The organism is Paraburkholderia sp. BGA-UO-ETr-F21, from assembly GCF_059567925.1.
Genome location: NZ_JCAQOY010000036.1, coordinates 239108 through 252165, shown reverse-complemented (window position 1 = coordinate 252165; position 13058 = coordinate 239108). Strand labels below are relative to the sequence as shown.

General features: G+C 56.5%; 11 protein-coding genes. 8 read left to right on the top strand and 3 right to left on the bottom strand.

Translation table 11 applies throughout. The features are described from left to right. Positions 1–33: 33 nt before the first annotated feature. Positions 34–1368 carry an MFS transporter gene (locus tag AC57B1_RS22185; RefSeq protein ID WP_496418846.1) on the top strand — a complete coding sequence of 445 codons (1335 nt, stop codon included), beginning with the start codon at positions 34–36 and terminating at the stop codon, positions 1366–1368. Positions 1369–1495: 127 nt separating this feature from the next. Here the strand turns inward: AC57B1_RS22185 and AC57B1_RS22180 are convergent, their stop codons facing one another. Together AC57B1_RS22180 and AC57B1_RS22175 are read right to left on the bottom strand one after the other, a co-directional pair. Then, positions 1496–1726 carry a DUF4148 domain-containing protein gene (locus AC57B1_RS22180; RefSeq protein ID WP_496418672.1) on the bottom strand — a complete coding sequence of 77 codons (231 nt, stop codon included), beginning with the start codon at positions 1724–1726 and terminating at the stop codon, positions 1496–1498. 268 nt (positions 1727–1994) lie between these two features. Beyond that, positions 1995–2648, bottom strand: a complete 654-nt coding sequence (locus AC57B1_RS22175) for an EthD domain-containing protein (RefSeq protein WP_496418671.1) — start codon at positions 2646–2648, stop codon at positions 1995–1997. 321 nt (positions 2649–2969) lie between these two features. On the opposite strand from AC57B1_RS22175, the gene AC57B1_RS22170 reads away from it, so the two are divergent. The 3 genes from AC57B1_RS22170 to AC57B1_RS22160 all read left to right on the top strand — a co-directional run bounded on the left by AC57B1_RS22170 (position 2970) and on the right by AC57B1_RS22160 (position 6378). Beyond that, on the top strand, positions 2970–4733 hold the full coding sequence (locus AC57B1_RS22170; protein WP_496418670.1) for an FAD-dependent oxidoreductase: 1764 nt from the start codon (positions 2970–2972) through the stop codon (positions 4731–4733). Between the two features lie 133 nt (positions 4734–4866). Next, positions 4867–5694 (top strand): IclR family transcriptional regulator, encoded by an 828-nt coding sequence (locus AC57B1_RS22165; RefSeq protein WP_496418669.1) that lies wholly within the window; start codon positions 4867–4869, stop codon positions 5692–5694. 327 nt (positions 5695–6021) lie between these two features. Continuing rightward, on the top strand, positions 6022–6378 hold the full coding sequence (locus AC57B1_RS22160; RefSeq protein WP_496418668.1) for a BON domain-containing protein: 357 nt from the start codon (positions 6022–6024) through the stop codon (positions 6376–6378). 82 nt (positions 6379–6460) lie between these two features. Here the strand turns inward: AC57B1_RS22160 and AC57B1_RS22155 are convergent, their stop codons facing one another. Beyond that, complete coding sequence (locus tag AC57B1_RS22155) at positions 6461–7237, bottom strand: SDR family NAD(P)-dependent oxidoreductase (RefSeq protein WP_496418667.1); 777 nt, start codon at positions 7235–7237, stop codon at positions 6461–6463. Between the two features lie 580 nt (positions 7238–7817). On the opposite strand from AC57B1_RS22155, the gene AC57B1_RS22150 reads away from it, so the two are divergent. Genes AC57B1_RS22150 through AC57B1_RS22135 form a run of 4 tightly spaced genes read left to right on the top strand, consistent with a single transcriptional unit; the run spans position 7818 to position 13049 of the window. Further along, positions 7818–9029 (top strand): porin, encoded by a 1212-nt coding sequence (locus AC57B1_RS22150; RefSeq protein ID WP_496418666.1) that lies wholly within the window; start codon positions 7818–7820, stop codon positions 9027–9029. Positions 9030–9066: 37 nt separating this feature from the next. Further along, complete coding sequence (locus AC57B1_RS22145; protein WP_496418665.1) at positions 9067–10293, top strand: ABC transporter substrate-binding protein; 1227 nt, start codon at positions 9067–9069, stop codon at positions 10291–10293. A 54-nt stretch (positions 10294–10347) separates the two neighbouring features. Further along, complete coding sequence (locus tag AC57B1_RS22140; protein ID WP_496418845.1) at positions 10348–11271, top strand: branched-chain amino acid ABC transporter permease; 924 nt, start codon at positions 10348–10350, stop codon at positions 11269–11271. Further along, positions 11268–13049 carry a branched-chain amino acid ABC transporter ATP-binding protein/permease gene (locus AC57B1_RS22135; protein ID WP_496418664.1) on the top strand — a complete coding sequence of 594 codons (1782 nt, stop codon included), beginning with the start codon at positions 11268–11270 and terminating at the stop codon, positions 13047–13049. The genes AC57B1_RS22140 and AC57B1_RS22135 overlap by 4 nt, the downstream gene beginning before the upstream one ends. Positions 13050–13058 lie beyond the last annotated feature (9 nt).

Genomic DNA, 13058 nt, shown 5'->3' with positions numbered 1-13058 from the left:
GTATGGAAAACAACTGCGCTGTGGAGTTTACTGATGACGACGCCGAGTTCGGTTCGCACAAGCCCTATATCGTCTGGCCCCTTTTCCGACGATACCGCGGACAACCGTCTTTTTCGCAAGGTGACGTTGCGAATCATTCCCTTTTTGTTTTTTTGCTACGTCATCGCCATTCTGGACCGCAATAACATCGGCTTTGCGCAGTTACAGATGAAGCACGACCTGTCCCTGACTGATGCGATGTACAGCCTCGGCGCGGTTTTCTTCTTCTGCGGTTACGTGCTCTTTGAAGTGCCGAGTAACATGCTCTTGCATCGATTCGGTGCCAGAAAGACGTTTGCTCGCATCATGCTGTTGTGGGGCGCGGCGTCAGTGTTGATGGTGTTCGTCTCCAGCACGTCGCAGTTTTACGTCCTTCGGTTTCTGCTTGGAGTGTTTGAAGCCGGCTTTTTCCCTGGAATTGTTTTCTACCTGACCTATTGGTTCCCGGCGCGGCGTCGCGCTGGCGCACTATCGATTTTCTATGCGGGCGTCGCTGTAGCTGGTGTGCTGGGTGGTCTGGTATCGGGCGGGATTATGCGAGGCATGGACGGAGTCATGGGTATTCACGGCTGGCAGTGGATGCTTGCGATTGAGGGCGCACCAGCCATACTGCTCGGCGTTATTGCCTTCTATTATCTCAAGGACAACCCGTCGACAGCCTCGTGGCTGTCCGCCAACGAAAAGCGCCATCTGGCAGACGTGCTGGCACGTGAAGACATACCGACTGGACACAGCCATTCGCTAGTCGCCGCGTTGGGTAACCCCTATGTGTATTTGTTCGCCTTCGTGTATTTTTGTCTGACGTCCGCTATCCTGCTGTTGCTGTTCTGGATGCCGACGATGATTAAGGACTTCGGTGTTAGCGATATCGTTCAAATCAGTCTGTATTCAGCGATTCCAAACGCAATCGGTGCGGTAGGTGTCATTGTTATCGCCAAGCATTCGGACCGGCGCAACGAGCGGAAGTGGCACTTCATCTTGTGTGCGGTGGGCGCTGCGCTGGCACTTTCTCTGTTGACATCACACGGTATCGGATTCAGCGTATCGATGGCGTTGCTGACAGTTGCTGCCGTACTGGTATACGCCGCACACCCAATTTTCTGGTCTGTTCCTGCGACGTTCTTCCGCGGTCCGAATGCGGCGGCGAGTATCGCTCTGGTTAGCAGCATCGGTGTCTCGAGCGGAACTATCACTCCGTATCTCATCGGGCTCATCAAGACTTACACCGGCAGCATGAGCAATGCCTTCTATTTCATTGCAATCTTGCTGGCGATTGCCTGCATAACGATGGGATATGCATTGCGGTCCGAAGCATCACGCCGGCTCTAGGAAGCTTGAGCGGGCGGCGAAAAACTAGGCGGGTTCTGAAATTGCCAGAGCCCGCCATTGCTTTTTCAGTAAGGCACTTTCTGGGACGAATCAATCACAGGTGGTGTCGCGCTGTGACCTCCGGTAGTCAGTGGTCGCTTTTCTCCTGAGCGTCGACACGTTGTGCCCGGACTTGCCGTTCTGCAGCCTGGATGTTTTCGGGATAGTGCACCCAGTCTTGGGGGGAGTATCCGGCGCGATGGAGGGCCTCGAGTTCGGAAACGACTTGCGCGCGGGTTACCTGGGTTGATTGCTCACTGGCGAAACTGGTGACGCTGACGGTACAGGCAATCGCAGCCGCAATAATCTGCATTTTCATGTTTGGGGTCCTTTAGCTGTGACGTGGGAGGGCATGTGTGCCCAGCGTGTCGAGACTATAGAACCGATGCGCGTAGGTAAAAACCCTTGTAAAACGAATTCACTGTTTGCTGCGACTGAATAGTACCGGCGAATGCCAGCGGCAGGGCTGTTAATCGGCTACCACCACAGACGTGGCAGGCATGAGCTCCTAAGTGCCACCGCTGCGGGGTCGCCCACCAAGGGCGTCGTCGGCAGCACTCGCTACCGACAACGGGGGATGAGGAAAGTCATTTCATGACTAGCGGGTCGATGAGGTACGCAGCAGCGCGGCTAGATATGCCCCCGATTGCGTGAGTGAGCCCGCCGTCCGCTTCGAAGGCTTTGTGAGCCTGGGCGGTGTTCCGGAACCATATGGATAAGAGCACGCTCGGCGCAACGGGCTCTGACCAAAGTCGTTCCCGTTTCGCTGTACGGACCGTCCAGTTGAATGCCATCTGTGCGTCCATCCCGTCGGCTTCGATTGCAGAAACAAGCGTCTTTCTGAAAGCCTCACGGTCCGCGGCATCTTTCATGACGGCTACGACGATGACTTTGACCCCCATGGGTTTAGGAAATTCATCTTCATGGTCGACAACGCAAAGGCTCCAGCCGCGAAGGAAATTCGGCTCATCCTCGGGAACGTATCTGGTTCCAATCGCTGAGCGTTGCGCGACGCTCATCACTTCATCATTCTCAAAGCAAAGCTCCACTACACCATCAACCTGGAAGCATCCCTGTGCGTCCGCGTGCTGCCATAGGATTTTCTCAACTCTGTTCTGTGTATAACTCGTGATGCCTTCCATGCAGAGCGCGAGGGCCGCGTGGCAGCCGGACCAATAGGCGCGGAAATCACTGGTAGCAGTTCCTTCCTTCCTGGACAACAACGTCATTCGCTTAATCATTTTCGGCTCCTGAGTGTGTGTAAGGCTTGTTGATGCATATCGGCTTGCGGCGAAGTTCTCGCTGAATCGGACCGCCCCAGAAGCAGTCGGCGCAAGGGGGTTCGCCCGAGCCGCGCCCGCGGCAACGGTCGCCCCAGAGGCCCTCCTGGTCACACTTCAGAGGGGGACTTCCATCGTCGTTTGATGTTCTAGGGATTGTACGTACGCAAATAGATGCGCATATATATAATTGTAGCGTATCATTAACTCATGGCCCAAGGAAACGGGAATGACTTGTGAGGAAGCGCCAACTGGTCGCTTTCTCGTTCTGGGAGACGAGTAATGAAGCAGGAAAGCGAATACGTCTGTGACGTACTGGTGATTGGTTCCGGATGCTCGGGGATGTCTGCGGCAATCACAGCCGCCACGAGTGGCCTCAAGGTTCTTGTGATTGAAAAGGAACCGAAATTCGGTGGTTCAACTGCCCGCTCAGGTGGCTGGCTCTGGATTCCCAATACGTCGCTCGCGAAGGTCCAAGGCATCTACGAACCCGAGGGTGCGGCACGTACCTACCTTCAGCACGAGGCGGGCGACAGTTTCGACAGCAACCGCGTCGACGCTTTCATCAAGAATGGTCCTGAAGCAGTCGACTTTTTCACAACGAAGACGGCTGTGCGCTTTGATATGCCGCTGGTGTTTCCTGACTACCACGCTGAAGCGCCAGGTGGTACGCAGGGCGGCCGTTCCATGGTCACGCGGCCGTTCGATGGACGTGAGCTTGGCGCGGCAATTAAGGACTTGGCTCCCGCGCTACCTGAACTAACTGTGTTCGGGATGATGTTGGGCTCGGGCAAGGAAATCGTGCACTTTATGCGTGTGACGAAGTCCATTAAATCGGCATGGTATGTCACCAAGCGTCTCTCACGTCACTTCGCAGACGTTCTGAAGCATGGCCGCGGCATGACATTGACTAACGGCAATGCGCTCGCCGGCCGCCTCGCAAAGTCGCTCAAGGATTTGAATGTTCCGCTGTGGCTTAACACGAAGGCCGTGAACCTGACGACCGAGGCTGGTCGAGTGACTGGTGCGCTGGTCGACCGCGAAGGCTCGAAGGTGAGAGTTGTAGCCAGCCGAGCCGTTGTGCTGGCGAGCGGTGGCTTCCCGTACGACATCGAGCGTCGCAAGCAGCTTTTTCCCCACGCACCCACTGGGACGGAACACTTCTCGCCCTCGCCGACCGGGAATACAGGTGACGGCTTGCGCATGGCAGAAGCGGTCGGTGGCCAAGTCTCGACGACGCTTCCCAATGCTGCTGCGTGGGTTCCTGTCTCCACGTTGACGCGCAAGGACGGTTCAACAGGCATCATGCCGCACTTCATCGACCGTGCGAAGCCTGGCGTTATCTCTGTGTTGCGTGATGGTCGTCGGTTTACGAATGAGGGAAATTCGTACCACGACTTTGTGCAGGCGCTGGTGAAGTCCACCCCGCCGGGCGAAGAGATTTCGGCGCACCTCATATGCGACCACAAGACGCTTCGCACCTATGGACTCGGAAGTGCCGCGCCGTTCCCGATGCCAATCGGTCGATACCTGCGAGTTGGGTACCTGACGCGAGCGTCCTCCGTCGAAGAACTGGCCGAAAAAATCAATGTCAATGCACTGAATCTGAGAGAAACGGTTCGTAGCTTCAATGCGGAAGCACGACTCGGCCGAGACCCCGCATTCGGGAAAGGCAGCAAGGCGTACAACCGCTATCAAGGTGATGCGTTGCACTCGCCGAATCCATGCGTCGCACCCATCGAGAAAGGTCCGTTTTACGCGCTCAAAATCCGAATTGGTGACATTGGAACATTTGCAGGTTTGAAGGCAGATGCATCCTGTCGAGTGCTTGATTCCGCGGGCACGCCAATCCAAGGCCTGTACGCAGTTGGAAACGACGCGTGCAGCATCATGGGTGGTAACTATCCGGGGGCCGGTATCACACTCGGACCTGCCTTGACGTTCGGATATATCGCCGGGAAGGCAATCGCAGGCGCTGACAGGCTGGACGAAGGCGAGATTTCAGTCGGCCTTGCGGCACCCAAGTTTGCAGTGGTCTCACAATAGCCGTTGGAATCGAGGAGAGCCAAGGAGCGGGCGTTTCGCGGTGGCCCTGTGCCACCGCGCCTTTTTCCCGGTTGCTAAACCACGACTGGCCGATGTTCGTAGCATGAGGAAGCGGGTGCCACGGAGGTGCAGCATGGTAGCCAGAGAACCGATTGTAGGACCTGCTGCCAGGGAGGCGAAAGAGCAGCGGGGCATTCATGCCATGGAGGTGGGCGGCACTCTCTTGCGCCACCTTGCGGACGTCGGCGAGCCCGTGACAATGGCGGCTCTAAGCGCCGCGACCAACGTGCCGCTAAATCAGGTCTTTACGTACATGGTGAGTCTTGTTCGCACCGGACTCGTACGACGAGACGCGCTGACACATAGCTACGAGCCTGGACCGCTGTCGCTCAATCTGGGGTTGAGTGCATTGGCACAGCTTCCTTTACTTCAGGAAACAGTTCGACGCGCAACTGACCTGGTGAGCGAGGCAAATCAAGGCCTTCTCGTGGCAATCTGGGCTGACCGCGGTCCCACCGTTGTTCGGTACGTGGGACCAGACATCTATATGCATACGGGCTTGCATGTGGGCGCGGTTATGTCAATTGCGCACAGCAGCACAGGACGCCTCTTCGCAGCGTTCATGCCGAAAGAGGAAGTGGGTCCGCTGCTCGACCGCGAAATATCGAAGCGCAGCAAAGTGGCACGCACGCAGTCGACCGAACTGCTTGACGACATGCTTCTGGATATTCGGCAAAAACGTCTTGCAAGAACAATGGGTTTGCCGATACCCGGAATCGATAGTCTAAGCGCTCCCATCTTCAATCGTGCGGGGAAAGCGGAGCTTGCAGTGACCGTCTTCGGACCATCTGAAGCTATCGATGTTTCGTGGGACGGTAGTGTTGCGCAACGGCTGTCAGTCCTCACATCAGAACTATCAGCGGGGTCGGTTCTTCCGCCATCCACGTGTAAGGTCGCTTAGGCTCGGGTTGCCTCCGACTGACCCCTTGTTTCTACCTGTCAAATCAATCGTCCTTCATTCATGCGCTGAGTCCCAGAACTAGCGCGCGCCTGGCTGCTTCGAGCTACTCAATCTGGCGCGCCGGGTCCAGCAAGCAACGAGTGCTCCTCTTACATTCTCCTTTGCCGGAACCTGTGACGTCTCGCAGGCCGGCAGAGACGGCGTGGTTCGAGCGGAGAAGCGAGCCCGCCTTGTACTCATCAAATTGCCCACGTTCCGGGCTAGACGCGGTCCGCGTTGTTGCGAAGCGCGCGTTTTCAAATAATTTATTTTGGGATGGAGGTTGGAGTGAAAACGAAGATGACCATTGCTTGGGTAGTCGGGGTCCTCATTGCCGGCACGTCAGTCTCGTACGCACAAGGCGGCTCAGGTAGCGATTCGCTGGCGTCGGGCAAATCAGCAAGTCAGACGGCGACGAGCAAGTCGGCGGACCGCGCTTTACAAAAACGCGTGCGTTCGGTTCTCGCCAAGGACAAGCGCGTCACCGTCTCTAATATCACTGTACGAGCTCATGCAGGTGCGGTCACGTTGCAAGGCACTGTGCCTGGCCAGGAGGAAATTGAAAGGGCTGGTGACGTTGCGAAGGGCGTGACTGGCGTCACATCCGTTAAAAACCTGCTTACAGTAAGAACCGCAGGGCAATAAAAGGCAATCGATGCACGACGCCTGAGTAGGCGGGTTTTGCAAGCAGAGAGGCCCCGGTCGCGGGCCTCTCCTGAATCACACGTCAGACTGCGAGGAAGCCCCCGTCGACAGCCAGTGTTACTCCCGTGACGTAACGAGACATGTCGGATGCAAGAAATATTGTCGGGCCAACCAGGTCTTCTGTCTGTCCTACCCGACCCATCGGGATGCGAGTCATAAACGCTTCGAGGCGACTCGGGTCTTCCCGCGTCGCTGCCGTCATGGGGGTCTCGATTACACCAGGCGCAAGAGCATTCACACGGACGCCGAACGGTGCCAACTCGGCTGCGAGCGACTGCGTGAACATTTTGATTGCGCCTTTCGACGGCGAATACCCGAGGCTACCGCCTTGTCCCGCGTAGGCTGCGATAGATGCAATATTGATGACCGCACCCTTCGTATCCTTGATTGCAGGCATGAAAGCGTGCGTCACGTTGAACGTGCCGTGGACATTGACGTCCATAACCTTCTTCCAGTTTCTTGCGGCATCTGGACTGGCGGAGTTTTCGCGAATGATGATGCCGGCGTTGTTCACGAGCAAGTCAATCTTTCCGATTTCCCGTTCGACGGTCGCCGCCAAGGCGTAGCACGCCTTATCGTCGGTGACATCAAGCTCGAAAGCCCATGGTTGGCCCTTTTGCTCTCGAATAAGCGCAGCGGTTTCCTCAACTTGCGCGATATTGATATCGCTGACAACGACCTTCGCGCCGGCCTGCGCAAGGCCTAGGGCAAGCGCTCGACCGTTGCCTTGACCTGCGCCTGTAATAAGCGCAAGCCGCCCCTCCAGCAAGCGCGGGGCGACCGTGTGTGAATACGACATAGCTTCTCCTTGCGTGTTTGATGCGTGATTGGAATCGACGCCGACGCGTCAGACCTCATCTCAGCAAGTATTTCACTACAACATATAAATTCGCATAGGTGTAATTACCGAGTGTTGTATCGAGCGCCACTTTCCTGTCCTTTCTCACGCGGAAATTCTCGCCCTTCCAGAACCTTTTCGTTGTCAGCACCTGCTCGATGACGCCGAACCGGCATAGCTCACCAGTCGGTGCACAACTTTCTAAACGCGATTTGAGGGTGTAGCTAGGTGATTGCACCTATGCAAATGCAATAGCCTATATCTAATTTCGTGACGTAGTATTCGCACATCAAGAGCGGCGTATCCGATGCGTCTGACACGCATTGAGAGCATCAGGAGCCGCGAGCCAAGCGCTCTTAAGACAACGAGAACGGAAGCGACGCGGAATTCCTGCGACCTTCGGAGTGGGGCATTCGCAGATATACGAGTTCCAAGGGATGGGATATGCGTTCAGCCGTTGGCAGCTAACAAAAAGGAACCAGCTCAAGTCTGGGCTCCGACAGAACGAACAAGATTTATTGGGTTTTTCAGGAGACTTTTGATGTTGACGCAACGAGGCACGAAGTACGCATTGACTCTAGGGTTGGGGTTGATAGCTACACCTGTTTTTGCTCAATCGAGCGTTCTGCTCTACGGCATCGTCGATACGTCGATTACCTATCAGAACAGTCAGACGACTCTCGGCTCGACGGTTCCCGGGCACTCGAACGTGAGAATGCAATCGGGTGTGTGGAATGGAGCACGCTTTGGTCTGCGGGGAACGGAAGACCTTGGTGGTGGCACTCGGGCGATTTTCGCGCTGGAATCAGGGTTCAATCTAGCCACTGGCGGACAGCAATTCACGAACGCCATGTTCGGTCGGCAGTCGTGGATAGCGTTGAACAACGACGCGTACGGAACACTGACACTCGGCCGGCAATATTCGGCCTATTACACGATGCTGTCGCCGTGGGTGCCTGCATATTATTTGACGGGATACGGTTCACATCCTGGTGACCTGGATGGTATGGACACCTACTACCGTGCCAACAACGCGGTCACCTATACGACGCCTTCGCTTTACGGCTTCACAGTGAGTGGAGCGTACTCCTTGGCAGGAGTACCGGGACGCCTGAATCAGGGCTCAACCTGGAGCGCTGGTCTTCAGTACAAGAATGGCCCGTTCGGCATGGCCGCTGCATTCTGGCGTATCAACAATTCGACACCCGGCGGCGGTCCGTACGGAACGGATTCGGCCGTGAACTCGTCGGGACAGCAAGGTGTGTCCGCCATCACGAATGGTTACAGCCAGGCACAAGCCCAACAGCGCTTCGCAGTCAACGGCGGATACAAGTTCAACGGTAATCTGGACCTCTCTTTCGCGTACTCGAACGTCCAGTACATCCCCGGCATCAACTCGAAGTTCACAGAGACCGCAGTCTGGAACACGGTCGGAACAACGCTCCACTGGAGAGCTACGCCAGCGGTCGATTTGGCGGCCGGCTACAGCTACACCTGGGCATCCAAAGCGAACAACATTTCTGACGCCGCGAAGTATCACCAGTTCGTATTGTCGCAGTATTACTCCCTCTCAAAGCGCACCGGTCTTTATGCATTGGAGGGCTACCAGCACGCTTCCGGCAAGACGCTCGGCAATCCGGGAACCGGGGCCATCATCAATGCGACTCCCGCAATCGGTGACAGCTTCCAGGGAACACCGGGCGCAAGCCCAACGATGCTGGCAGTGAGCGTGGGCATTGTGAGCAAGTTCTGATTGATTGAAACGACGGCGGGGCCAACTGCCCCGTCGCATGTCGATGCAAAAGGTTGAAGACAACATGAAAGCTATTCGCGTCATCGCAGGAATCGTAGCCTCGCTCAGTTTCGCCGCAGCGGTGCCTGCTGCGTCGGCCGACGAGATAAAAATTGGGTTCAACGGGGACCTTTCGGCGTCGCCCTCCGCGCAGAGTGGGCAGGCTGCCGTCCTTGGTATGCAAGCAGCCATCGCCGATTTAAACGCGGCCGGCGGAGTGTTCGGCAAGAAACTGACGCTAGTCGTACGAGACGACACATCGCAGCCGCCGAAGTCGATTCAGAATATGAGCGACCTTATCGACAACGAGAAGGTCGTCGCTGTGTTCGGTCCAACGAACTCTGGCAACGCAATGGCGTGGAAGCACATCGTCAATCAAAAGAAGATTCCGGTCATCGACAACGTGTCATCGGGTACGGATATCACGAAACCGATGAGCGCCGGCGCTGACAACTACATGTTTCGTGTCTCGATGGTCGACCGCGAGCAAGTTGCTGCGCTCATGGCGTATGTGAAGAAGGGTGGAAGTGACGCCAAGAAGATTGGCTTCATGTCAGAGACGACGGGCTACGGCCAAGGAGGACTCAAGGACATGAAGTCCATCGCAGAGATGCAGGGGATTACACCTGTCGCCATCGAACAGTTCGGGGTCGGCGATACAGACATGACCTCCCAGTTGAACAAGCTGAAGGCAGCAGGCGTTGACACCATCGTTATCTGGGCTCAGGGCACACCCATCGCTCAAGTCATGCGCAGCATGGAGAAAATCAACTACTACCCGCGCGTATTGAGCTCATGGGCTGCAGACAATATCACTTTCTATGACGCTGCTGGCAAGAACCTCGCCGAAAAGCCGCTCTTCCTGCGTACCGTCAGCGAGAACAGAACGCCCGCCCAAGACAAGCTGTTCGCGCGCGTCGGCTCACAGTTGAAGGCACCCAGCTCGTTTTCGTTCGCGCTGCACGGGTATGACTCTGTGATGATTCTCGCGCAGGCAATCAAGCAGGCGAACAGTACGGATGGCTCAGCCATTCGTGTCGCGCTCGAGAATCTGAATACTCCAGTGCAGGGGCTGCTCAAGACCTATAACAGGCCTTTCAGCAAGACCAATCACGAGGCTCTGACCGCGAGAGACTTTGTGTGGGTGCATTGGAAGGATGGGCGCCTGGTGCCTTACACCGATGCTTTTGTGGCGTCCCTGACTCCCGCCGACTACAAGCAGTAACGGTCTCATCGACGGTGGCGGCAATGGTCGGCGCCGCAACAGCGGAGGAAATCCATCATGGAAGCAATCTTTCAGGCGTTGATTAGCGGCTTGGCGGTCGGTGGCGCATACGCACTGGTGGCGCTTGGTTTCAGCATTACCTTCACCACGACGAAGACGCTCAACTTCTCTCACGGAGAATTTGTCTCTTCGGGCGCTTTTATCGGGATGAGCGCGATGCTGCTTCTTCTCGGGAAGCCCATCACTTCAACGACGTTCGGTGGTGCCGTGCCGGGTGTGACGGCGCAGTTCCTTGCCCTCGTCGCCGCGCTCATTGTGATGGGCGCGCTCGGATGGCTCTTATATGTCATCGGAGTTCGACCATTCGCAAAACAGCCTGGGATGGCTTGGGTGATGAGTACGCTGGGGTTTGGCGTCGTGCTCGACAGCATTGGTCTCGCCATATGGGGCCCGAAGCCCGTTGTCGTGCCTTCACCGGTTGGCGACTCTGTCATCCAGATTCTCGGAATTGGAGTGCGACCGCAAGAATTGCTTCTCCTTTCCGTAGCGGTCATCGTGATGATTGTCTTTGACTTCGTCATGCGAAAGACGATGGTCGGCAAAATGATGCGTGCCGTTGCAGCCAACGGCGCCGTTGCAAGCTTGATGGGCATCAACACGAACGCTGTGATGATTGGGGCATTTGTGGTGAGTTCAGCGCTCGCAGGTTTATCTGGGTTTCTGATTGCACCCATCACTCAAGCGTCACTGTTCATGGGGCTCACAATCGGTCTGAAAGGGTTCTCGGGAGCGATGATTGGAGGTCTCAATAATCCGCGCGGTTGCGTTATCGGTGGATTTGCTCTCGGCGTCTTCGAATCGACGGTGAACCTGTGGCAAGCACAGTGGCGTGAGATTGCTGTGTTCGCAGTGGTAATTCTCGTCCTTTCGTTCAAGCCGACGGGTCTGTTCGGCGGCCGCCTCGTGGAGAAGGTATGAGAAAGTACACCCATATCCTGTGCGTCTGTGTCGTCGCTTTCGCACTGAGCGTTGGAGCACTCGCGGTCGGAAACGACTATTACCTGCACATTGCATTCATGATGTGCGTCTACTATCTCTGTGCCGCCGGCATGAACGTGCTCGTCGGGTTCGCGGGGCAGAAATCACTCGGACAGGCGGGACTCTTCGGTGCAGGTGCATACGCGGTCGCGCTTCTTACGTCGCAAACCGGATTGAATCCATGGGCAGCCATGGCAATCGCGACGGCCATATCTGGCGTTTGCGGCGTGCTTATCGCGCTGCCGTCCCTCCGGGTCAAAGGGCCGTATCTGGCCATGGTCACCCTTGCATTCGGTATTGTCATCGAGCGTCTCGTCAGCGATTGGACGGACGTGTTTGGCGGGGCACAGGGCATCTATGGTGTTCGAAGCCCTGAGATTGGCGGTCAGCCTATGTCGCTCGCCCAGTGGGTTTGCGTGGGAGTGGTCTTCTGCGCAATCACCCACCTGCTCCTACGCAACCTTTTGAACGGAAAATTCGGCCGTGCGTTCCTGTCGTTGCAGGCCGATGAGATTGCGTCGTCGTCTGTAGGTGTGCGGGTCTATCGAGCGAAGGTGATTGCATTCGTCATTGCAGCGGTCACCTGTGGTCTCGCGGGCGCGATGGTCGCTCAGCAGAATCAATACATAAACTCCGATTTCGTGTCGTTCCAGTTGTCAATCTTTATTCTTCTTCTGGTGCTGTTCGGCGGAGCAGGAACGAAGTCGGGACCGATGGTCGGAGCCATGATTCTGACGTTGCTTGACGCGCTGCTTGCGCGTTGGCCTTCGGTGCAGCACACGTTGTACGGACTGCTTTTGCTGTTCGCTCTCTACGCGATGCCCGGCGGCGTCGTCGGTACGGTGTCGAAGTGGATTGGTCGTAAGCGTGAGGAATCGACGGGTGGCGATGTGCGGCCGAGTGGACAGGTAACAACGCTTCTGCGTAACGGTCGGTCGAGCGGGGACGAACTTCTGACTGTAACCAATCTATCGAAGGCTTACGGCGGTGTGAAGCCGGCGCAGGACATTTCCTTCTCGCTCAAGCGAGGCCACATCCATGCGCTCATCGGCCCAAACGGCGCCGGTAAGAGCACCATGATTAACATGGTCACAGGCGTCGTGCGGCCTGACGCTGGCTCAATCCGCTTCAACGGCAAGGAAATAGGCGGCAGCGCGGTCCACGCAATCTGCTGCCTGGGCATGGGCCGTACGTTTCAGAATCTGAGGCTCTTTGCTGACCTGTCGGTTCTCGACAACGTGATGCTGGGTCGTCACAGCCGTATGAAGAACGGTCTGCTCGCGTCTCTCTTCGCGATGCCCCGCGCTCGCTATGAAGAAGAGCTGACGCGGCAGCGCGCGCTGGAACTTCTGGACCTCGTTGAGCTTGGTCATCTTGCGAGCCGGCCTGCCGGGAGTCTTTCCTACGGACTGCAACGACGAGTAGAGCTTGCTCGGGCACTTGCGACTGAGCCGCAATTGCTGCTGCTCGATGAGCCTGCCGCAGGATTGAATCCGCATGAGACAGCGGAACTCGGTCAACTGCTGCTTCGCATCAGCAAATACGGCGTCAGCATTCTCATGGTCGAACATCATATGGACCTCGTCATGTCCGTTTCTGACCACGTGATTGTCCTCGACTACGGGGTCAAGATTGCAGAAGGTCAGCCTGCAGACGTTCAATCCAACCCGCGTGTTGTCGAAGCTTACCTGGGCGTCGACGAAGCTGAAGCAGCATGAGAGGAGGAA

Excerpts from the sequence above, each read along its gene's own strand:
- AC57B1_RS22185 (WP_496418846.1), top strand. The coding sequence starts at position 34 with ATGACGACGCCGAGTTCGGTTCGCACAAGCCCTATATCGTCTGGCCCC.
- AC57B1_RS22180 (WP_496418672.1), bottom strand. The coding sequence starts at position 1,726 with ATGAAAATGCAGATTATTGCGGCTGCGATTGCCTGTACCGTCAGCGTC.
- AC57B1_RS22175 (WP_496418671.1), bottom strand. The coding sequence starts at position 2,648 with ATGATTAAGCGAATGACGTTGTTGTCCAGGAAGGAAGGAACTGCTACC.
- AC57B1_RS22170 (WP_496418670.1), top strand. The coding sequence starts at position 2,970 with ATGAAGCAGGAAAGCGAATACGTCTGTGACGTACTGGTGATTGGTTCC.
- AC57B1_RS22165 (WP_496418669.1), top strand. The coding sequence starts at position 4,867 with ATGGTAGCCAGAGAACCGATTGTAGGACCTGCTGCCAGGGAGGCGAAA.
- AC57B1_RS22155 (WP_496418667.1), bottom strand. The coding sequence starts at position 7,237 with ATGTCGTATTCACACACGGTCGCCCCGCGCTTGCTGGAGGGGCGGCTT.
- AC57B1_RS22150 (WP_496418666.1), top strand. The coding sequence starts at position 7,818 with ATGTTGACGCAACGAGGCACGAAGTACGCATTGACTCTAGGGTTGGGG.
- AC57B1_RS22145 (WP_496418665.1), top strand. The coding sequence starts at position 9,067 with ATGTCGATGCAAAAGGTTGAAGACAACATGAAAGCTATTCGCGTCATC.
- AC57B1_RS22135 (WP_496418664.1), top strand. The coding sequence starts at position 11,268 with ATGAGAAAGTACACCCATATCCTGTGCGTCTGTGTCGTCGCTTTCGCA.